Origin of the sequence: Bradyrhizobium sp. USDA 4541 (assembly GCF_024171085.1) — a bacterium.
GTDB lineage: Bacteria > Pseudomonadota > Alphaproteobacteria > Rhizobiales > Xanthobacteraceae > Bradyrhizobium > Bradyrhizobium australafricanum.
In genome coordinates this window covers 5472473-5492528 of the sequence record NZ_JALJZF010000001.1, presented here as the reverse complement: position 1 = coordinate 5492528, position 20056 = coordinate 5472473, and the positions used below count along the sequence as shown (strand labels likewise).

General features: G+C 65.0%; 18 protein-coding genes. 1 reads left to right on the top strand and 17 read right to left on the bottom strand.

The genetic code is table 11. The annotated features are described in order from the left end of the window. Positions 1–137: 137 nt before the first annotated feature. The 3 genes from J2R80_RS26005 to J2R80_RS25995 all read right to left on the bottom strand — a co-directional run bounded on the left by J2R80_RS26005 (position 138) and on the right by J2R80_RS25995 (position 1698). Positions 138–341 carry a hypothetical protein gene (locus J2R80_RS26005; protein ID WP_018272021.1) on the bottom strand — a complete coding sequence of 68 codons (204 nt, stop codon included), beginning with the start codon at positions 339–341 and terminating at the stop codon, positions 138–140. A gap of 217 nt (positions 342–558) precedes the next feature. Next, positions 559–927, bottom strand: coding sequence for a YidB family protein (locus tag J2R80_RS26000; protein ID WP_092078272.1), 369 nt, complete (start codon positions 925–927; stop codon positions 559–561). 117 nt (positions 928–1044) lie between these two features. Further along, a complete protein-coding gene (locus J2R80_RS25995) occupies positions 1045–1698 on the bottom strand; it encodes a glutathione S-transferase family protein (protein WP_253639691.1) in 654 nt (217 codons plus the stop codon). Between the two features lie 119 nt (positions 1699–1817). On the opposite strand from J2R80_RS25995, the gene J2R80_RS25990 reads away from it, so the two are divergent. Continuing rightward, positions 1818–2495, top strand: coding sequence for a DUF599 domain-containing protein (locus J2R80_RS25990; RefSeq protein ID WP_028336422.1), 678 nt, complete (start codon positions 1818–1820; stop codon positions 2493–2495). Positions 2496–2688: 193 nt separating this feature from the next. On the opposite strand, the gene J2R80_RS25985 is transcribed toward J2R80_RS25990, so the two are convergent. The 14 genes from J2R80_RS25985 to psrA all read right to left on the bottom strand — a co-directional run bounded on the left by J2R80_RS25985 (position 2689) and on the right by psrA (position 19995). Next, positions 2689–3597, bottom strand: coding sequence for a hypothetical protein (locus J2R80_RS25985; protein ID WP_253639690.1), 909 nt, complete (start codon positions 3595–3597; stop codon positions 2689–2691). Between the two features lie 205 nt (positions 3598–3802). Further along, positions 3803–4588: an aldo/keto reductase gene (locus J2R80_RS25980; RefSeq protein ID WP_253639689.1), complete on the bottom strand. Its 786-nt coding sequence runs from the start codon at positions 4586–4588 to the stop codon at positions 3803–3805. Positions 4589–4660: 72 nt separating this feature from the next. Further along, positions 4661–5992 carry a cytochrome-c peroxidase gene (locus J2R80_RS25975; protein ID WP_253639688.1) on the bottom strand — a complete coding sequence of 444 codons (1332 nt, stop codon included), beginning with the start codon at positions 5990–5992 and terminating at the stop codon, positions 4661–4663. Positions 5993–6101: 109 nt separating this feature from the next. Next, a complete protein-coding gene (locus tag J2R80_RS25970) occupies positions 6102–7748 on the bottom strand; it encodes a phospholipase C (RefSeq protein WP_233286166.1) in 1647 nt (548 codons plus the stop codon). Between the two features lie 463 nt (positions 7749–8211). Then, positions 8212–9096: an alpha/beta fold hydrolase gene (locus tag J2R80_RS25965; protein WP_253639687.1), complete on the bottom strand. Its 885-nt coding sequence runs from the start codon at positions 9094–9096 to the stop codon at positions 8212–8214. A gap of 46 nt (positions 9097–9142) precedes the next feature. Then, positions 9143–10555, bottom strand: coding sequence for a dihydropyrimidinase (gene hydA, locus J2R80_RS25960; protein ID WP_253639686.1), 1413 nt, complete (start codon positions 10553–10555; stop codon positions 9143–9145). Next, positions 10555–11319, bottom strand: a complete 765-nt coding sequence (locus J2R80_RS25955) for an aspartate/glutamate racemase family protein (protein WP_057020829.1) — start codon at positions 11317–11319, stop codon at positions 10555–10557. Before J2R80_RS25955 ends, hydA begins: the two co-directional genes overlap by 1 nt. Further along, a complete protein-coding gene (locus tag J2R80_RS25950) occupies positions 11316–12122 on the bottom strand; it encodes a GntR family transcriptional regulator (RefSeq protein ID WP_309143773.1) in 807 nt (268 codons plus the stop codon). The genes J2R80_RS25955 and J2R80_RS25950 overlap by 4 nt, the downstream gene beginning before the upstream one ends. A gap of 15 nt (positions 12123–12137) precedes the next feature. Continuing rightward, positions 12138–12914, bottom strand: coding sequence for an aspartate/glutamate racemase family protein (locus J2R80_RS25945; protein WP_076834556.1), 777 nt, complete (start codon positions 12912–12914; stop codon positions 12138–12140). Positions 12915–12966: 52 nt separating this feature from the next. Beyond that, the gene (locus tag J2R80_RS25940) at positions 12967–14271 is read right to left on the bottom strand and encodes an MFS transporter (protein WP_253639685.1); all 1305 of its coding nucleotides are present in this window, start codon (positions 14269–14271) and stop codon (positions 12967–12969) included. Between the two features lie 443 nt (positions 14272–14714). Further along, positions 14715–16031, bottom strand: coding sequence for an MFS transporter (locus tag J2R80_RS25935; RefSeq protein WP_253639684.1), 1317 nt, complete (start codon positions 16029–16031; stop codon positions 14715–14717). A gap of 85 nt (positions 16032–16116) precedes the next feature. Beyond that, entirely contained in the window at positions 16117–17565 is a 1449-nt protein-coding gene (gene phnY, locus J2R80_RS25930) for a phosphonoacetaldehyde dehydrogenase (protein ID WP_253639683.1), read from the bottom strand. 26 nt (positions 17566–17591) lie between these two features. After that, positions 17592–18839 carry a phosphonoacetate hydrolase gene (phnA, locus tag J2R80_RS25925; protein WP_375162662.1) on the bottom strand — a complete coding sequence of 416 codons (1248 nt, stop codon included), beginning with the start codon at positions 18837–18839 and terminating at the stop codon, positions 17592–17594. Between the two features lie 25 nt (positions 18840–18864). Beyond that, on the bottom strand, positions 18865–19995 hold the full coding sequence (gene psrA / locus J2R80_RS25920) for an iron-containing alcohol dehydrogenase PsrA (RefSeq protein ID WP_057020834.1): 1131 nt from the start codon (positions 19993–19995) through the stop codon (positions 18865–18867). Between the last annotated feature and the right edge of the window lie 61 nt (positions 19996–20056).

The following is a 20056-nucleotide window of genomic DNA, read 5'->3' as shown; positions in this document are numbered from 1 at the left end:
CGCAACGTAAGCACAATCGGCGACGGCGAACGCCGCCACCCCGACGTCCAACCTTCAGCACAATGGGTCTGCGAACAGGGCCTTTTGACGGCGGCGGCGCGGAACCCGCTCCAGCCGCCGGCTTGCGCACAACTCCTTCAGGACAGCGCGAGCTGACTCTCCTTGGCCACCCGTTCGAAAGCTTCGGTCGAGCTCTTGATGCGATATTGGCAATCGTCACCGTCGGTCGGCAGCAGACGGATCACTTGATAGGTGCCGCTCGCGGCGGGGCGCGCCACGTTGCTGGCCGTGAAATAGACGGTCTCGCCAATCGAGTACTTATGCTTCAACGCCCTCTCCATTTTCTTAGAGATTGCTGGCTGAGCTGACAGTCCCGATAGCTCAGGCCGGCATTTTGAGAACCCTGCGGCAAGCTAGCACATCGCACCTCCCCAAATCCAGCAAGATTGGGGCATAGCGAAGGTGCGATTTTGCAGGTTTTTCAGGGCGATAGGCAGCAATTTGCGTGCCAGCCGGAAATTGCCCGCCGAGCCCGGTTGGAACCCTGATTCCACCGGCTCAAGCGGTCTGCGGCAGCTTGCCACCCGGGCTCGCGCCGTCGACCGCAGCCGGAAGTTGCTGGGCGAGCACCTTGGACAGCTGGTCCACCGGAATGTTGAACCTGGCGGCGAGCTGCTTGACCGTGTCGCTGCCGAGCACCTGCTGGAGCTGCTCAGCGGTGATCGGCAGGTTCTGACCGGTACCGATCCAGGATTTGACCTGCTCGCCGAGCCCGGCCTGCTCGAGCTTGGCGACGATCGCGGACAAGCCGCCCTGCCCGCCATTGCCCAGGACCTCGCCGAGCACGACGGGGATCACCGCCGCGCCAAGCTGGCCAAGCATGCCTTTCAGCTCCGGCGAATTCTCCAGGGAATCGAGAATGCCCATGGTCTAAGTCCTTTCACGACTTGCAAAACCAGCCTTCCCGGATTCGACGCCTTCGGCCCCGCGGCGTCAAGCCGCGATCTTTGCGACCGCTGTCACAATTCGGAAGCGCAGCAACCGTCAGACATCCTCGAATCGGGCGATCCGCAGCGTCTCGGCAACGCCGTCGCGGGTCCATTCCTGGAATGCCGGAAGCTGCATCATGGCATCGACATAGTGCTGCGCCTCGGCCTTCACCGGGATCGCGTAGGTGCGGAAGCGATGCACCACGGGCGCGTACATCGCATCGGCGGCGGAGAATGCGCCGAACAGGAACGGACCCTGCTTGCCGTAGCGCGCATGGCACTCGGCCCAGATATCCTGGATCCGCGCCACGTTGGCGCGCGCATCATCCGACAGCGCGACGGTGCGGATCGGCCGGTGCAGGTTCATGCCGCATTCGTTGCGCAGCGGCATGAAGCCGGAATGCATCTCCGCTGAGATCGCGCGGGCATGCGCGCGCGCGGCACGATCCGCAGGCCAGAGCTTCGCCTCGGGAAATCTCTCGGCGAGATATTCGATGATCGCCAGCGAGTCCCACACCGTGACGTCGCCATCGATCAGCGTCGGCACCTTGCCGGCCTTGCTGAAAGAGAGGATGCGGTCCTTGTCGGCCTGGTCCGTGTAGAGCGGAATGAAGACCTCTTCGAACGGGATGTTGTTGGCGCGCAACGCCAGCCAGGGCCGCATCGACCATGACGAATAGTTCTTGTTGCCGATGACGAGCTTGAGCATGTCCGGGAATCCTGTTGCCTCGGTAGTTTGCCATAGTGCATTGCGCGCGTTCAACCTGTACATGACGCGGATGCGGCCCGGCGCGGACAGTCAGCCGCGCGCTCACGAAGGAAGGCAACATGACCGGCTATTGGACCGACATCCTGGCCGTCGGCTTCTTTGCGCTGGAATGGCTGGTCTATACCATCACGCTGGAGCACACCGCGTATGGGCGCGACAGCCTATCGGCGCGGATGCATGTCTATCGCGAGATCTGGGTGCGGAATCTGCTCAACCGCGACGCACGGATGGTCGACATGCAGATCATGGCCAGCTTGCAGAACGGCACCGCGTTCTTTGCCTCCACCAGTCTGATCGCGATCGGCGGCGGGCTGGCGCTGTTGCGCGCCACCAATGACGCGCTCGCCGTGCTCGGCGCGCTGCCAGTCAACCTCACGCCCTCGCCCGCTTTGTGGGAGGTCAAGTGCATCGGGCTGATCCTGATCTTCATCTACACCTTCTTCAAATTCGCCTGGGCCTATCGCCTGTTCAACTATGTGGCGATCCTGTTCGGCGCGATGCCGCCGGCCGACCAGCGCGACACGCCGGAGGCCGAGGCCCATGTGATCCGCACCACGCGGCTGTTCGAGACCGCAGGCCGGCACTTTAACCGCGGCCAGCGCGCGTTTTTCTTCGCGCTCGGCTATCTCGGCTGGTTCGTCAGCCCCTGGGTGCTGTTCGTCACGACAGCCGCGGTCGTGATCGTGATCTGGCGCCGGCAGTTCGCCTCGAATGCCTGGCAGGCGATGGGAAGCTGACGCGACGGTCGAGGCCGTGCTGCGCTCCCTCTCCCCGTTCTTACGGGGAGAGGGTTGGGATGAGGGGCTGTTTCCGCATCGACGGAGAGAGACGCGTTCGCGGAGACTCCCCCTCACCCGGATTGCATCTGGCGATGCAATCCGGCCTCTCCCCGCACGCGGGGCGAGGCCGAGTGCGCCGCTCGTCCCTGGTCTACGACGCGAAATCGCGCGGGCTGAAATCGAGGTCGAGCACCTTCCATTCGCCATAGCGATCCCGCGGCAGCATCGCATAGGGCTGGCAGGCCTGCAGCGCATCGGTCGCGCTCTTCAGCAACAGCGGCCCCTTTTCCGAGGCGGTGGCTTCGATCAGCAAGGGTGACGCGGCGAGCTTGCCGTCAGGCTTCATGAACACCCTGAGCTTGATCTTCACGTCGTCGCCCGCACTCAGCGTCGGCGGGAGCTTCAGGCAGGTCTTCAGGTGACGGCGGAATTCGGCAACCACGCTCGAGCCGACATCGGCCTGCTCGGTGGCGGCCGCGTCGAAATTGTCCTTGCCGGGTCCGGGGCCGGACGGCGCGCTGGCTGGCGGTTTCACGGAGATATCGGGCGGCAGGCCGAGCATGACGTTGTATTTTACCGAAAGATCAGGCTCGGGCTGCGCATAGGCAGGCGGCGACGCTGCCGCCTGTTGCTGCGCCGCTGGCTGGGGCATCGGTGGCGTTTGCTGTGCCGGCGTGGGCGGCGGCTCGGCCGCGGCACGTTGCGGTGCCGGGCTGGGCTTGGGCGCCGGCGGCGTCGCCTGCTTCTCCGGCGGCTGCGGCGCGGCCTGCTGCTTCTGCGGCGCGGGCGCCTGCGCCGATGGTTCGGGCTTGGCCGAATCCACCGGCTTATCGAGCGACGGCAACCGCAACTCGGGCGTCGGCGAAGGGCTCGGTGCCGGTTCGGGCTTGGTCTCGACCTCGGACTTGGCGACCTCCTGCGGCGTCACGATCTCGACCGGCACCGTGTCAGCGGCGACGGGATCGAATTGATGGACCTCCGAATAAAGGAAAATCAGCGCGAGCAGCATCAGGTGCACGAACACCGACGCCATCAGATCCGCGTTTGGCCGAAACTTCATCCCACTCGATCACATCAGTGACGTCTCTCCCCGCCGGGCTACAATACCGGCCGGAACCCGCCTGCCTCAATCCCCATTCGGTCCAAAGCCGCAATCGGCCAGCGGGGCATTAGCATGATCCGGATCAGGACCCAGCCATTTTTCCAAAACTTGATGCTTTCCAAGACTTGATGCTCAGGCAAAGACCCCATGCGTCGCGGGCCCATCATCGCGCGTCAGCGCTCCCGATCGCCGAGATCTCGCGCATGTCGTCAACCGACAGCTCGAAATCGAAGATGTCGATGTTCTCCTGAAGGCGCTCGAGCTTCGAGGTGCGCGGGATCGCGGAGACATTCTGCTGCACCAGCCAGCGCAGGCTGACCTGGGCCGCGGTCTTGCGATAGCGGTCGCCGATCCGCGCGAGCGCGCGGTCGCCCTTGACCCGTCCCTTCGCGATCGGGCTGTAGGCAACGAACGCCATGCCGTGGCGTCGACAGGCCTCGATCACATCGGCCTGGTCGAGATAAGGATGGTACTCGACCTGGTCGCAGGCGAGCGGTTCGGGACATGCCGCCACCGCCTCCTTGATCAGCGCCACTTTGAAGTTGGAGACGCCGATATGCCGCGCCAGGCCCGCCTGCCTGACCCGCGCCAGCGCGCCGAGCGTCTCGGCAAGCGGCACCTGTGCATTGGGCCAGTGCTGCAGCAACAGATCGACCTCGGTCGAGCGCAGCCGCGCCAGGCTCTCCTTCGCCGACCGCTCGAGATCCTTGGCCATGAAATGCGTGGTCCAGACCTTGGTGGTGACGAACACGTCGTCGCGCTTGATGCCGGAGGCACGCAGCCCCTCGCCGACTTCGCGCTCATTGTCATAGATCTGGGCGGTGTCGATGTGGCGATAGCCGAGCCGCAACGCCTGCTCGACGATGCGTGCGCAGGTCCGCCCGCGCAGCTCCCATGTGCCGAGCCCGATTGCCGCGATTCTGGCACCGTTGCCTTCGACGACATTCATGCGCCCATTATGCGCGCATGACGAAGCCCTGCCAACTCGCGGTTCGGTTCCGCGATGGAACGTCGCGACGTCTCACCGCTCCGGCTGGTAGCCGTCGGTTAGCGTCTTCAGGAAGGCGATAATGTCGGCCTCGTCCTGCGCCGTCATCGCCGGCGTGTCGCCGAGATGGCGCTCGAACGGCGGATCGCTGACGTCGACATTGCCATGATATTTTTCCGGCAGGTCATCGTACTTGCGCACCGTGCCGTCGGCGCCGCGCGGAAAGACCTTCTCCGGATTGGTATCGCGGAAGTTATAGAAGTCGAGCACCTGCTCGAGGCTGATGAAGACGCCATTGTGAAAGAACACGCGACGCGTTGCCGCGTTGCGCAAGGTCGGCGTCAGAAACATCCCGCAATATTGCGTCTGCTCGGCAATGTCGGTGCGGTAGGGACCGCAGACCCCGAGATCGAAATGGTCGGGATCGCGGTTGCCGGCGAGCGCGGCGTTGCGCGGCGCACCGAGCGCCTCATATTGGTGATCGGTGAACAGCGGCGGCAGACCGTCCCGGGTGGGCTGCGACGTATGGCAGCCGCCGCAATTGGCCTTGTCCGGATCGTTGAACAATTGCAGGCCGCGCAATTCGCTCTCGTTCAATCGCGCCCTGCCCTCCAGCCAGTAGTCGAACTTGCTGGTGTAGGGATGGAAGCTCGGCTCCTCAACCTGATAGCGCGCGACGGCAAACATCGCCTCCGCGACCAGCAGCCGCGTATTGTCGAAGACACCGGCGCCGAACAGCTCGGCGAAGCGCGGCGCGTAGCTCGCCTGGCGCAGCTTCTGCGCCACGATTTCGGTGCTGCCGCCGTCCATCTCGTTGGGATCAAGCAGCGGGAAGATCGCCTGGTCCTGCAGCGTATCGGCGCGGCCGTCCCAGAACAGTCCGCCCTGCGGCACGATGTTGACCGCCGACGCGGCAGTCCCGGTCGCGACCTTCTTGGCGCGCGGAGCCTGCTGGCCGAGCGCGGCCAGTTGCGCGAAGTCGACGACATTGTCGTCTTCGTCCTTTTCCGGCCCGATGCTGAAATTCGGCTGCCGCTCGAGATAGGTCAGGCCCGGCACGGCGCGTGTCCCTTGCCGGGATTGCGCGGGCCCGCCGAGCATCACCGGCCCATCATTGGGTGGCCCGTAGGCGTGGTCCGGACTGTGACAGGACGCGCATGACAATGCGCCTGACGAGGACAGCGACGCGTCGAAAAAAATCTTCTGGCCGAGCTGCGCCATGGCGGACAGCGGAGCAACAGGCGGACGCCTGAGCTGCACCGGGTTCGGATTGGTCCCCGGAAGTCCCTGCGTCTCGACGGCCGCAACGGCGCCGGCCATGCACAGCAGGCCGGCGCCGAGAAGCCACAAGGTGCGGCCATTCATATCAGATCCAGTGTCGTTAAGCGTTTTCGCGCGAACTGGAGACCAGTTCGCGCGAGCAGAACGCGTCAGGGCAGAGCTTCGGTTCTGATTGGATCAGAACCGAAGGGCGTTAGTGGTGATGGTGATCGTCCGGCGCGCTGACGATGACGGTGCCGGCGGTCGGATCGAGAAACAGCGTGTCCTGCCGGTACTCGTGGTCCTGGCCGTGGCCGCGCTCGAAGTCGAACATGTCGGCGATCGATTCGACGTTGTCGTCGAACGAGCCGCCGCCGAGACGCTGGCCGTGCAGCCAGTTGTCCTCGATGAAGCGAACGACGGAGGCCTGCGAGATGCGGGTGTGGCTGACGTAATTCCGCTTGGCGAAGGGCGAGATCACCAGGAACGGGACACGCGTACCGGGACCGCAGCGGCCGTTTACCGGCTGGCCGTTGAGGCCGTTCGGCGGCGTCTGCCTGCCGATACCGCGACCGCACTGGCCGGGACCGTTGACCTGGTCGGCGGTGGGATCATACGAGGCGCTGATCGGTGCAAGGTACTGGTGGTCGTACCAGCCGTCGGAGTCGTCATAGGTGATGATGACGGCGGTCTCGCCCCACTCCTTCTGCTTCTGCAGGAAGTTGATCAGCTCGACATTGCCGGCCTGCTCATCGAGCGGATCGGAGTTGCCGGGATGACCGTCCTGATAGGCCGGCATCTTGATGTAGGAGACGGCCGGGAAGTTGCCGACCTTCACCGAAGCATAGAAGTCCTCGAGATCGTAGGCGTGATTGGCCGGATCGAGCGTCTTGCTGCCGGGCACATAGGTGTGTCCGACCGCATTCACCGAGCTCGGCCGCGCATGGCTCGGGTTGGCGGTCGACTTGTAGTACTGGAACCAGGCGTGGTGCGGGATGTAGTCCACGACGGTGCCGTTGACGTTGCTCGAGAACGTGCTGCGGCCGCAGTTGGTGGTGCCGTTGCTGTTCTTGAGCGTCAGGTCGAAGCCGCCCATGAAGCTGCCCCAGCTAATCTGCTCGGCATTGAGCAGGTCGCCGATGTTCTTGCTGGTCATCAGGACCTGGCTGGTCGTGCTAGAGCAGGCATCGTAGGCAGGGTCGGTATCACCGATCAGCGTCAGGCCGCCCTGGCCGTCGGCGATCGAAGATGACGAGCCGACGATGTTCTGCGCGCCGTTGGTCTGGCCGGAGATCACCTCGAGCGCGCCGGGCGTCGACGGACCAAAGGTGTCGGTCCAGCTGTTGTCGCTCATCGCGAAGTTCTGGGCATAATTCCAGAACGCGGTGACGGTGTTGCCGTCGAAATAGCCCATCACCTGCCCGTTGGTACCGAACGCGCCGACGCCGCCGGCGGTGCCGCGACCGGTGAATTTCGGAAACAGGTCTTCCTTGCCGTTGTCGACTGCCTGCTGCTCGGGCGTGTAGGCGTGGTTCTGCGACTTGGTGTTGGCCTGGGTGCGGTCGAGGCGGAACGGATTGGTTGCGCCGGTGCCGTTGGCCGGATTGGTGTTCGGGTTATTGGTCAACAGATTGGCGCTGGCGAGATTGTTGACCTTCGGCGTATGCGGCTTCGCCGTGAACGGAATCGAGCCGGTCGGGTTGGTCGCAACCGGGTAGGTTGCGAAGTAGTGATCGAACGAGCGGTTCTCGTTGAAGATGACGACGAGATGCTTGATCGGCGTTTGGGTGTGGATGTCGTGCGGATGATGATCGTGGCCGTTATTGCCCTTGTTGTCGTCCTGAGCGGCGGCGCTGCACATCACCGCAGCGGCAGCAACCAGACAGACTCCGACCGTCGAAAGAAATTTGGTTTTCACCGTAGTGCCCCTTTTTATTTTTAAGGATTTATGACGTCGACCTGCGACAAGTTATCCACCACCGATGACAGCGCTGTGTCGGTCGAATGAATGCGACGAACGATGATGCGCGCTCATGTCCGCATCGGTTGCAGATATCGGGGGACCAATCTTTGCGCGCATGACAGACGCCCTCCTCTTCCGTCTCACGCGATCGGCTATCTGTGGACGCGGTTTCGGTCACAAGACATGGAATTGAACGGATCGCGTTGGAGATGACTGCAGCAGTCAGCAATCATGCGAACCGCCGGCTGTCGCGGCTTGCTCACGTCCGAAAAAAATCCGCGCCTTCCGGGGATGTGTCCCGAAAAGCGCGGATGCTTGGTCTGGTGGCGGATGAAGGCCGCGATTCAACTCGGCGTGAAGCCTACCCCTTCATTCCCGTGATCGAAGCACTGACCGCGCGCGGATCGCGCTGCGGCCAGCGGCCGCTCTCGACCTGCGCCAGGAATTCGCCGACGATCCGGTTGTATTCGTCGGGCTCCTCGATGTTGATGGCGTGGCCGCAGTTCGGCATCACCGCGAGCGCGGCCGACGGGATGCTCTGCTTCATCAGGATGCCCGGCAGCAGGCAAGGCCAATCCTCGTCGCCGGTGATGATCAGCGTCGGCACCTTGATCCGCTTCATCTCGTCGACCAGCGTGTAGAGCGAAGGGCGCTCCTTCTGTACGCCCTGCTGGGTGTTGGCCGATCCCACCGCCGAATGCTCGGCCAGCATGGCCTTGAACTCGGCATGGCCGCGCGGGTCCTTGTTCTCGTACTGCACGCGGGTCGGCCCGTAGGCGTAGCGCTCGGCGAAGGTCGGCATGCCCTCCTTGCGGATCATGCCCGCGATCACGTCGGCCTCGGCGCGAAACGTCTCGCGCTTATCGAGCTCGGCGCCGTAGCCGCAGCCACCGATGCATAGCGACAGCGCCCGATCAGGGTGACGTAATCCGAAATGCAGCGTCGCAAAGCCGCCCATCGACAGACCGACGATATGCGCCTTCGGCGCGCCGATATGATCGAGCACCGCCAGGATATCGTCGGCGGCGCGCGCCTGCGAATAGGACGAGACCTGCTCCGGCACATCCGACGGCGGAAAGCCGCGCGCATTGTAGGCGATGGTCCGGAAGCGCTTGCCGAAGTGCCGCATCTGCGGCTCGTAGCTGCGCAAGTCGCCGGCGAACTCGTGAACCAGGATCACCGGATGCCCCGATCCGGTCTCCTCGAAATAGAGCCGCACTCCGTCGTCTGTCACAGCATAGGGCATGTTGATCTCCTGCCTTCTCTCTTTGCTTGTTACGGATTTGGTCGCGTTACGGAATGGTCGCGGCCTTCGGCGGCTTGGCGCGGGGCAGATAGGTGCCGTGGTCCTTGCCGCCAATGAGCGTACCGTTATCGACGACGACCTTGCCGCGCACCATGGTCAGCACCGGCCAGCCCGTGACCTCGAGCCCCTCATAGGGCGTGTAGTCCGCGCCGTCGTGGATCAACTCGTGACGGATCGTCACCTTGCGCTTCGGGTCCCACAGCGCGATGTCGGCATCCGAGCCGACCGCGATCGTACCCTTGCGCGGATAGAGGCCGTAGATCTTGGCATGGTTGGTGGCGCTGAAGGCGACGAAGCTGTTGAGGTCGATCCGCCCCTTCACCACGCCTTCGGAGAACAGGATCGGCAGCCGCGTCGCCACGCCCGGGATTCCGTTTGGCACCCAGCGGAAGCTGGTACGTCCCTTCGGCGCAAGCTTGCCCTGCGGGTCGTCGTAACGGAACGGACAATGGTCCGACGAGAACACCGAAAACACCTTCTGCTGCAGACCTTCCCAGCAGGCCTGCTGGCTGGCGACGTCGCGCGGCGGGGGCGAGCAGACGTATTTTGCGCCTTCCATGTTGAGCTGATCGAGATCCTTTTCGGTCAGCATGAGGTATTGCGGACAGGTCTCGCCCATGACCCGCAAGCCCCTTTGCTGCGCGCGCCGGATTTCGTCCATCGCCTCGCGGTTCGAGACATGCACGATCATGATCGGCACGTCGACGAGCTCGGACAGCGAGATCGCGCGATGGGTGGCCTCGCGCTCGACCGGGATCGGCCGCGAGGTCGCATGGAAGCGCGGCGCGGTGTTACCGGTCCGTTCGAGCCGGTCGGTCAGGAAGCGGATAGCGTCGAAATTCTCCGCATGCATCATCAGCATGGCGCCGGTCTCGCGCGCGACCGACATGGTCTCGAGCAACTCCCGGTCCGACAGCGCGAGGCCCTCATAAGTCATGAAGACCTTGAGCGAGGTGTAGCCGTCCTCGACCAGGGCCGGCAGCTCCTGGCCCAGCACATGCTCGGTCGGATCGGTGAGGATGAGATGGAAGGCGACGTCGACATGGCACTCGCCTTCGGCCAGCGAATGGTAATGCTTCAGCGCCTCGCGCAGGGTCTGGCCCTTCTCCTGCAGACAGAACGGCAGCACGGTGGTGTTGCCGCCGAAGGCCGCCGATCGCGTGCCGCTGGCAAAACCGTCGGCCATTACGATGCCGTCGCCGGACGGCTGGGCGAAGTGGACATGGCTGTCGATGCCGCCGGGCAGCACCAGGCGGTCGGTGGCGTCGATGATCGTAACTGCATCGCCGAGATCATGGCCGAGCGCCGTGATCTTGCCGCCGCGGATACCGACGTCGCAGGCGAAGGTGTCGGCCGCGGTCACCACGGTGCCGCCGCGGATAATGGTGTCGAAGGACATCAGTTTGTTCCCTCCTTCGGTGAGCGGTGTTCGATGATTGCGGCGAGTGGCTCGGCCAGCCCGCGCGTCGGCTTCGGATCGGGACGGCGGAAGGTGCCGGCCACCGCCTTGCGCGGCTTGAGCACGGCGAGCGTCTCCGCCTGCCGCACCGCCGCCGCGACCGGATCGACCACCGGCACCGGAATGCGGTCGCGGACTTTTGCCGCGAGTCCGGCAAGCGGTGCGCCCGACAGAATGACGACGTCGGCGTTGTCCTGATCGACCGCACGGTTGGCGAGCGCGACCAGCAGCTCCTCCTTCTCGGCCTGCACCTCCGAGATCGACTGGAAATGACCGTCAAGCGTGCGAATGCCGGCGCAGCGCGAGCTCAGCCCGTGCATGGCGACGCATTCCTCGTACCAGGGCGCCAGCGCGCCGGCGAAGGTGACGATACCAAACCGGCGGCCGAGCATGCAGGCCGTGAGCATCGCAGCTTCGGCCAATCCCACGACGGGGAAGGCGAACAGCTCACGCGCGCCGAACAGGCCGGGATCGCCGAACGCCGCGATGACAGCGGCATCGACGCCGGGGCCGGCTTCGGCCAGCATCTCCAGCGCGATCGCACCACCGATCTGGGCCTCGGCGCGGGTGGCGATATAAGGCACGCCGCGCGCGGCGGTGAGCGGCACGAGCTCGGTGCCGGCCGACGCCGCCTTGCTGCCGGCGGCATGGAGCAGATCCGTCACATCAGCCGTCGTGTTGGGATTGAGCAGCAGGATCTTCATGGCGCAACGTCCCTCGTCTTGCGGCCGCGTGGCCTTGCCGGTGCCTCCGGTGCCGCGGCGTCGTCCGCCTTGTCGTTCATTGCCTTGGCATCCAGCGTCTCGGCGACGATCTCGCCGGTGCGGCGCACGTGGTGGGCCAGTATCTGCCCGGCCCGGGCCGCATCACGCGCCTTCAGCGCCGACAAAATCTCCTGATGCTCTTGCACCGATTCATCCCAGCGGCCGAGCACCGACAGCGCGAAGAAGCGCGCCCGCTCGGCCCGCGCCAGCAGCGCCTCGTGCGTCGCCTTCAACACGGCATTGCGGGCGAAGCCGACGATCGCCGAATGGATCTGCTGATTAACTTGAAAATAATCGCGTAGCTCGCCGCGGCCGTGATGCCATTCGATCTTGTCCTGCAGCGCCGCGAGCCGTTCGAAGTCGTCCGACTCCATGCGCAGCGCGGCGAGCTCGGCGGCGCAGCGTTCGATGCCGCTGACGGCCTCGAACAGTTCGGCGAGCTCGGCGCGGCGGAACGGCGCCACCACGGCGCTGTGGTTGAGCCGCAGCTCGACCAGGCCCTCGCTCGCCAATTGCTTCAGCGCCTCGCGCAGCGGCGTGCGCGAGACGCCGAGCGCGTCGGAGAGGTCCGCCTCCCCCAGCGATTGCCCCGGCGCCAGCTCGCCGCGCACGATCATGGTGCGCAGCCGCGTCGCCGCCTGCTCGTGCAGCCCAACCCGCGGCACGCGCAGACGGCGCCGTTGCAGCGCGGTCATCGCGCGCTTGGGTTCCTTGTTACGTCTGGTCGCCTTGGGTTCAGTCACCGCTTGCCTTCACTGTCATGATTGGAGATCGCGCCCTCCCACGTGGATCGCGGCGGCCGCGCGCAGATCGGGGTTCGAGAACAGGCTGCCCCAGCCCTGCACGCGCGACGGATCGCAGCCGGCCGCGGCAAGGCATGCCCACAGTGTCACCGCAATCGAATCCAGCACCGGGACGCCAAATCCGCGCTCCAGCCGCTCGGCTGCGCCGGCGCCGCGCATGTTGGTACAGAGCACGACGGCGGCATCGCAGCCCTCGCGCACCACCTCCTCGATCAGCCGCGCGACCTCGGCCTCGCTGACCTCGGCAAAGGAGAAATTGTCCTGCAGCGACAGATGCCGCTCGGCAAAACAGTGCAGCCCCTGCGAATTCCAGTTGGCGACGATCCGCTCCTGCACGTCCTTGCGATACGGCGTCACCAGCCCGATGCGGCTGGCGCCGATCCGCCGCAACACGTCGCGATAGGCCAGCACCGTGGTACAGGCCTTGATACCCGTTGCCGCCGTGATCTCTTCGCACAGGCTCTCGTCGCGGTCGAAACCGAGCCAGCTTGCCGAGGTGCCATTCCAGGCGATGACGTCGACCTTGGCATGCGCCAGCAGTTCGGCCGCGCGAAGAATCTCGCTGGCGTCGAACTGGCGCAGCGCCTGCTCCGACAGCGCGATCTCGGTCACCTTGAAGCGCGAGAAATGCGCCGAGACGTCGTCGACGCCCGATAGCATCGCGCAGGTGATCGGCTCGAGCGCGGTATTCGACGACGGCGTCAGCATGCCGAGCCGGACGGGACGTGTCATTGGTGAGCCTCATCAAGCGGCCGAATCCTTGGCGGATTTGGCCGCATCCGTTTTAGACCGGGAGCTTGCGGCTGTAATCGATCAGGGTCGAGCAGATCAACAGCGCAATGCCCGCGGCGGCGAAATACATCAGGGCCAGGAAATAGGAGCCGGTGGCCTGCACGATGAAGCCGACGATCAGCGGCGTCGTGATGCCGGCGATGTTGCCGCCGAGATTCATGCAGCCGCCGAGGAAGCCGGACTTGCCGCGGCCCGCCAGCGCCGACGGAATCGCCCAGTACATGCCGCACCAGCGCAGGAAGAACAGCGTCGTCGACAGCAGCACCACGACCGCAACCGCGTTGGCGACGTAGGCGACGAGGAAGATCGACACCGTCGCCATGATCGCCGCGATGCCGAACAGCGTGCGGAACACGGTGTTGGGCGACCCTCCCCGCTCCCGCCAGTTATCGCCGATCCAGCCGCCGACCAGTTCGCCGACGAAGCCTGCGAAGAAGATGATGAAGGACGCGCCGCCCAGCGCCTTGATGTCGAAGCCGTGCACCTTGAACAGGTAGGTCGGCATCCAGGTCAGCAGCCCGTAGAACGTGGTGTTGAAGAACATCCAGCCGAGGCACATGCACCACACCGAGCGAAACCGGAAATACGCCATCCAGCTTGCGCCCGAAGACGGCGGCGTCGCCGCATCCTCGATCGCGTGCGCCTCCTCGAGATAGCGCGCCTCGGCTTCATTGACCGACGGATGCTCGCGCGGCACGTTGCGGATGTAGTACCAGGCCCACAGCCCGCACAGCATGGTGCCGACGCCGGCGATGACGAAGGCGACGCGCCAGGAGCTGAACGCCGCCATCAACCAGGCGATCACGATCGAGCCGAGCGCCGCACCAAGCGGTGCGCCGCCGTCCAGCAAGGTGGCGCCGCGGCCGCGCTCGGTCTGCGTCATCCAGATCGCGTTGAGCTTGCCGCCGGCCGGATAGATCGGCGCTTCCGACGCGCCGAGCCCGAGCCGGGTCAGCAGCAGCAACATCCAGCTGGTCGACAGCGCCGCCAGCGCCTGGAAGAAGCCCCAGAACAGCGTCGCGAGCGCGATCACGATGCGCGGCTTGAAGCGATCGGCGAGCATGCCGCCCGGCACCTGCATCAGCGCATAGGTCCAGAAGAACGAGCTCAGGATCAGGCCCTGCATCGCCGGATCGATATCGAACTCCTTGGCGATGACCGGCATCGCGACCGAGAGCGAGGCGCGATCGATATAGTTGATCGAGATCAGGAACAGCATCAGCAGGAAAATCTTCCAGCGCACGCCTGAAGGCTTTGCCGCATCTGCCATTGCGATGGTGGACACCTGATCGCTCATTGCTTGCTCCTCCCGACAGATTGTTTTGCCCTGCCGCGCCCCTCGTCCTTGACGGTCGCTGGCCTCTCCTGCCCTGCGTGAAGTCTGCTTCAAGGCGGCAAACGGGACAAGCACATTTTGTATTCTGCATACAATTTAGTTTATCTTATTGATATAAGTCGATATTTTATCAATCTTGCGCTTCAATTGAGCAGCCGATGATCAGGAATTGGGCGTCAGGTCAGCCGCGCGAGGCAGGCGATTGCAGGGAATTGGCCCGGCGTGGCCGCTGCAACAAATCGCCCGCCTCGGTGCTCTGCTCACTGCAAAAACGAGCGTAGCCCGCATGAGCGAAGCGACATGCGGGGACAAAACCAGCCCCGGATATCGCTTCGCTCATCCGGGCTACGTAGGCACGGACAGCGGCGCCCCGGGGCCGTTGCCCGGGAGACGCAGTGAGTGAGCTAGCGACGGATGAAGGCCGCCACCACCGCGCTGGAGGTCGCGCAGACAGCGACCACCAGGAACACCAGCGACGTCTGGTTATGCTTGTCCATGAAGTGGCCGATCATCGGCTCGCCGAGACCTGCGAACAGATAGGCGAAGAAGTTCATCACCCCGGTCGCGGTCCCTGCCCGCTTGTGGCCGACCAGATCCGGGCACAGCGCCCAGAACGAGGATTGCGGGCCGTAGGTGAAGAAGCCGCACAGGAACAGCACCGTCATCCCGAGAACGATGTCCGAGGTCGGGATCGCGTACATGCACAGCGAGGTGACCGCGGCGAGCGCCATGTAGAGCACAATGGCGAGGTAGCGGCGCGAGCCGAACACCTTGTCCGAGACCCAGCCATTGCTGAACGCGCCGACCGCCATGCCGACCGGCAGCGCGATGCTGATCCAGCGCGGATCGATCACCGAGGCGGCGCCGGCCTTGGCCCAATTGCTGCCGAGGAAGTGCACCGGCACCCACACCAAGAGGCCGTAACGCGCCGCGTTCTGGAAGCCGATCGCGACGCCGGCGACCAAAAGGCGCCAGTTCGACAGCACCGCTTTGTAGCGCGCCAGCGAGCCCTCATTGGCGCTGACCGCAGTTTCCGCAGAGGTGACATCGTCGGCCTCGTCATGCGGCGAGGCAAAGCCCATGTCCTCGGGCTTCTCGCGCGCGATCAGATAGAACGCGATGCCGCCGAGCAGCAGCAGCACGACCGGGATACGGAAGATCCAGCGCCAGTCGAGCTGGAAGTAGCCGACCACGACCAGCGAGGTGACGAACGACAGCACCGAGGCGAGACCGGCCGCGAATGTATAGAGTCCGTAGACCGTGCCGCGCTCGTGGCGGCCCCACCAGTTCGACAGCAGCCGGCTGCCCGGCGCCCATCCCATCGACTGGAAATAGCCGTTGATGCCCCAGAACGCGGTGAGGCTGACGATCCCGGTCGAGAGGCTGGTGGCCCAGTTCATGATGAAGGAGAGGATCGCGCCGGCGCTCATCACGCGCCGGCCGCCGAACTTGTCGCCGAGATTGCCGTTGATCGCCTGCCCGACCGCGTAGCACCAGAGCAGCGCCGCGCTGGCCCAGCCCAGCGCCTCCTTGGTGACGCCGAACTCGGCCTGGATGCCGGGAATGGCGAAGCCGAAGGTTTGCCGCCCGGTGTAGAAGAACAGATAGCAGAACATCGCCGCGAACAGCATCCGCCACTGCGCGCGGCGGAACGATGTCGCAAGCTCCGGATTCTGGACTCCGACCGAGCCGACGCCCGACGGACTGAACGTGATCGACATTGAGGCCTCCCCTTGTTTGGTTGATCGCAGTCGGCCGCCGCGTTGTTCTTGTTGTCCGCGTGCGGCCCTCGTCGAACGCGCTGCTCTAGACCGGCCAGGGCAGCGAGTAGGTCTTGACGTTGGTGAAGCTCTTGATCGCCTCCTGCACGCCCTCCTTGTAGCCGAGGCCGGAATCCTTGATCCCGCCGAACGGCGACATCTCGATCCGGTAGCCCGGCACTTCCCAGATGTTGACGGTGCCGACATCGAGCTCGTTGACGAACCGCGTAATGTAGTCGAGCCGGTTGGTGCAGACGCCGGACGACAGGCCGAACGCGGTCGCGTTCGAGATCCGGATCACGCTGTCGATGTCGTTGGGCACGCGGATGATCGGGATCACAGGCCCGAACGTCTCCTGCATCACCAGCTCGCTGGTGTAGGGAATCCGGTCGACCACGGTCGGCGGATAGAGCGCGCCGTCGCGAGCGTTGCCGTGCAGCAGCTCGGCGCCGTCGGCGACGGCGGCATTGACGCGGCGCTCGAATTCCTTCGCCGCGCCCTCATGGATCACGGTGCCGACGTCGACCGTCGGGTCCATCGGGTCGCCGCATTTCAGCTTGCGTGCCTTCGTCAGCACCAGCGCGGCGAAATCGTCGGCGACCGCCTCGACGCAGAGGATACGTTTCACGGCCGTGCAGCGCTGGCCGGAATTCTTGGTGGCGCCGGTCACCGCGAGCTCGGCCGCCTTCTCGAGGTCGGCGTCCTCCATCACGATCAGCGGATCGTTGCCGCCGAGCTCGAGCACCAGCCGCTTGTAGCCCGCTTTATTGGCGATGTGCTTGCCGACCCTGACCGAGCCGGTGAAGGTGACGAGATCGGCGTCCGGATCGGTGATCATCGCATCGCCCATCGAATGCGGGTTGCCGGTCACCACCGACAGCATCTCCGGCGGCAGCCCGGCCTCGTAGAGCACGTCGGCGAGCGCGAGCGCGGTCAACGGCGTCAGCTCGGTCGGCTTCAGCACCACGCGGTTGTTGGTCGCGATTGCGGGGGCGATCTTGTGGCTCACCATGTTGAGCGGATGGTTGAACGGCGTGATCGCCGAGATCGCACCGAGCAGCGGCGTGCGCGTCGTGAAGATCTTGCGCGCCTTGCCCTGCGGGCTGATGTCGCAGGAGAACGTCTCGCCGTCATCCTTGATCGCGAGCTGGCCGGCAAACGAATAGACGTCGTAGGCGCGGCCCGCCTCGTAGAGCGAATCCTTCCAGCATAAGCCGGACTCGGCGGTGATGAGCCGCGCGAATTCCTCCTTGCGCCCGGCCAGGATCTCGGCGGTGCGCAGCAGGATGCGCTGGCGCTCGTAGCGCGTCAGCTTCGGCTTGAACGCGGCCGCCCTGGCGAAGGCGCTGCGCACATGCTCCGGCCGCGCCGCCGGCACGGTGCCAACCACCTTGTTGGTATAGGGATTGAAGACCTCGACATGCTCGTCGGTGTCGACGAGGCTTCCTGCGATCCGCATCTGCTCGTGGCGAACGGCCGGGCTCTGGATGTTCATGGCACTGTCCTTGGGGTCCGAATGCGTCACTGGATGCGGTTGAGCGCGACGTCGAAGGCGTCGAAATTGCGCAGGGCGTGACCGGCGGGCAGCGCGATCCTGCGGTTGGCGATCAGCGGCACCCGCTCCTCGGTGAGCCCGCCATGCGAGCGCAGCGGCTCGGTCAGGCCCGAGAGATCGTGACGGGACTCGCTGGTGCCCAGCACCTTGTGCCTGGTCGAGATCACGACGATGTCGCCGATCCGGTCCGGCGGCAGCTCGAACCTGGCGCAGGCCTCGTTGCGCGTCAGCGCGACCTCGATGCCGCCGGTCGCACGCAGCCGCGACAGCAGCGTGTCGACGTTGGCGCCCTCCGGCGTGTAGATGGTCGCGAACGAGCCGAGCGAGCCGTGATGGGCGACATAGGGATCGGTGATCGGCAGGATCACGCGTGCGGCGCCCGTACCGGTCCAGTCGTCCATGACGTCCTGGAGGTAGATCACGTCGGGCTTGCCGTCGGGCAGGAACTTGTCGTTCATGCCGTGGTCGGCGGTCGCCACGATGTTGCAGCCGAGCGCATCCAGCTTCGCAAGATAGCCGTCGATCATCGCGTAGAAGTCGTTGGCGATCTTGGTGCCGAGCCCGACCTTGTGCTGGATGTAGTCGGTGGTCGACAGGTACATCAGATCGGGACGGTAACGCTCGACCAGCTTGACGCCGGCCGCGAACACGAAGCGCGACAGATCGGCCGAGTAGACCTCGGGGAGCGGCAGGCCGACGAAATCGAGCACATCATCGATGCCGTTCGCCGCCCTGGTGGCCTGGTCGGCCTTCTCGGACGAGAAGGCGATGGCGCGGCCGCTGGAATAGTCCAGACCGTACGCAAGCAAGGTGCGCAGCTTGTCCTTGGCGGTGACGGCGGCGACCTTATAGCCGGCGTCATGGACACCGGCGAGGATGGTCGGTGCGCGCAGGAACTTCGGATCGTTCATCATGACTTCGGCGTTGTTCGCCGTGTCGTAGAAGTAGTTGCCGGCGATGCCGTGCACCGCGGGCGGACGTCCGGTGATGATCGAGAGGTTGTTCGGATTGGTGAAGCTCGGGATCACGCTGGCGGCATGGACGTGCGCGCCCTCCTTCATGAAGCGCGCGAAGGTCGGCGCGACGCCGGCCTCGATCGCCCGCTCGATATAGCCGGGCTCCGAACCGTCGAGGCAAATCACGACGGTTGGCCGCGTCGGCGCCTCGTAATCGCGCCCGTTCACGGTGATGGTTTTACGATTGTCTTGCATGATGCCTCTCCTCGTCACTGCGCCATCGTCACGCGTTCGCCGCGCTCGGCATCCGCTGCGTCTGCGCTGCCTCGATCAACCGTTCCTTCGACCCTAAGAAGTTGCGGCCGCGCTCGCCCTCCAGCGAGTCCGCGATCAGCGCGTGCCATTCGGCGCGCTCGATCCTGTAGGCGGCCGGATTGCAGGAGATGCCGAGCCGCGCCATGAAGTCCTCGAGATCGTCGGCCGCGCGGGCCAGGTCGGCGCCGAAGATCTGCCTCAAGCTGTCCTCGCAGAGCCCGCCCGCCCCTTTGACGCTGCGCAGCACCATCGGCAGCGAGAACGAGCAGGCGATGCCGTGCTGGACGCCGTGCCGCAGCGTAATCGGATAGGACAGCGAATGCGCGATCGCGGTCTTGGTGTTGGAGAATGCCAGGCCCGCGAACAGCGCCGCCTGCGCCATGCGGCTGCGCAGCTCGAGATTGCCGAGGTCGTTGGCGAGCTTCGGCAGCACCTCGAGGATGCTGCGTGCCGCGGCCACCGCGTGGTTGGCCGACACCGGATTGTTGTTGACGTTCCAGATGCTCTCCAGCGCATGCGACAGCGCGTCGAGCCCGGTGCTGACGGTCAGAAGCTGCGGCTTGCCGAGCATCAGGCGCGGATCGATCACGGCATGGGTCGGATAGAGCGACGGACGCGCCAGCGAGTATTTCTTGCCGTTGGCCTCGTCCCACACCGTGCCCCAGCAGGTCACCTCGCTGCCGGTGCCCGCGGTGGTCGGCACCGCGATGATCGGGATCGCCGCGAGGCGCTCGGCGCCCTGCTGCGTCTCCAGATAGGTTTTGACGGTCGCGAAGTCGCCGCCGGCGGCCGCGAACACCTTGGCGGAGTCGATCACCGAGCCGCCGCCGAGCGCGACGATCACCTCGGGCTGCCTCGCGAGCCCGGCAAAGCGCGCGGTCTGCTCGGTAAGCAGGCGGTAGTCCGGATTGGGCGCGACGTCGCGAATAGTCAGGACAGACGGTCCCGCCGCGGCGCGCAGCCGCCGCTCGAGCTCGTCGAAGATCGGCTCGCCATAGGTCACGAGCGCGTAGGCGCGCTTGCCGATCAGCCCCGGCAGCTTGTCGAAGCTGTCGGCTCCGAATTCGATCCTCACCGGGTTGGAATAAGTCCAGTCCATCCGCGCGTCCTCCGTTTGGCGCGAAGGTACGGCGCCGGCTGCTATTGACAAATTCATTCTA

Excerpts from the sequence above, each read along its gene's own strand:
- J2R80_RS25940 (WP_253639685.1), bottom strand. The coding sequence starts at position 14,271 with ATGAGCGATCAGGTGTCCACCATCGCAATGGCAGATGCGGCAAAGCCT.
- J2R80_RS25970 (WP_233286166.1), bottom strand. The coding sequence starts at position 7,748 with ATGTGCAGCGCCGCCGCTCAGGACGACAACAAGGGCAATAACGGCCAC.
- J2R80_RS25955 (WP_057020829.1), bottom strand. The coding sequence starts at position 11,319 with ATGAAGATCCTGCTGCTCAATCCCAACACGACGGCTGATGTGACGGAT.
- J2R80_RS25985 (WP_253639690.1), bottom strand. The coding sequence starts at position 3,597 with ATGAAGTTTCGGCCAAACGCGGATCTGATGGCGTCGGTGTTCGTGCAC.
- J2R80_RS25980 (WP_253639689.1), bottom strand. The coding sequence starts at position 4,588 with ATGAATGTCGTCGAAGGCAACGGTGCCAGAATCGCGGCAATCGGGCTC.
- J2R80_RS25935 (WP_253639684.1), bottom strand. The coding sequence starts at position 16,031 with ATGTCGATCACGTTCAGTCCGTCGGGCGTCGGCTCGGTCGGAGTCCAG.
- J2R80_RS25990 (WP_028336422.1), top strand. The coding sequence starts at position 1,818 with ATGACCGGCTATTGGACCGACATCCTGGCCGTCGGCTTCTTTGCGCTG.
- J2R80_RS25975 (WP_253639688.1), bottom strand. The coding sequence starts at position 5,992 with ATGAATGGCCGCACCTTGTGGCTTCTCGGCGCCGGCCTGCTGTGCATG.
- J2R80_RS26005 (WP_018272021.1), bottom strand. The coding sequence starts at position 341 with ATGGAGAGGGCGTTGAAGCATAAGTACTCGATTGGCGAGACCGTCTAT.
- J2R80_RS25965 (WP_253639687.1), bottom strand. The coding sequence starts at position 9,096 with ATGCCCTATGCTGTGACAGACGACGGAGTGCGGCTCTATTTCGAGGAG.
- J2R80_RS25995 (WP_253639691.1), bottom strand. The coding sequence starts at position 1,698 with ATGCTCAAGCTCGTCATCGGCAACAAGAACTATTCGTCATGGTCGATG.
- J2R80_RS26000 (WP_092078272.1), bottom strand. The coding sequence starts at position 927 with ATGGGCATTCTCGATTCCCTGGAGAATTCGCCGGAGCTGAAAGGCATG.
- phnY (WP_253639683.1), bottom strand. The coding sequence starts at position 17,565 with ATGAACATCCAGAGCCCGGCCGTTCGCCACGAGCAGATGCGGATCGCA.
- hydA (WP_253639686.1), bottom strand. The coding sequence starts at position 10,555 with ATGTCCTTCGACACCATTATCCGCGGCGGCACCGTGGTGACCGCGGCC.
- J2R80_RS25945 (WP_076834556.1), bottom strand. The coding sequence starts at position 12,914 with ATGACACGTCCCGTCCGGCTCGGCATGCTGACGCCGTCGTCGAATACC.
- psrA (WP_057020834.1), bottom strand. The coding sequence starts at position 19,995 with ATGGACTGGACTTATTCCAACCCGGTGAGGATCGAATTCGGAGCCGAC.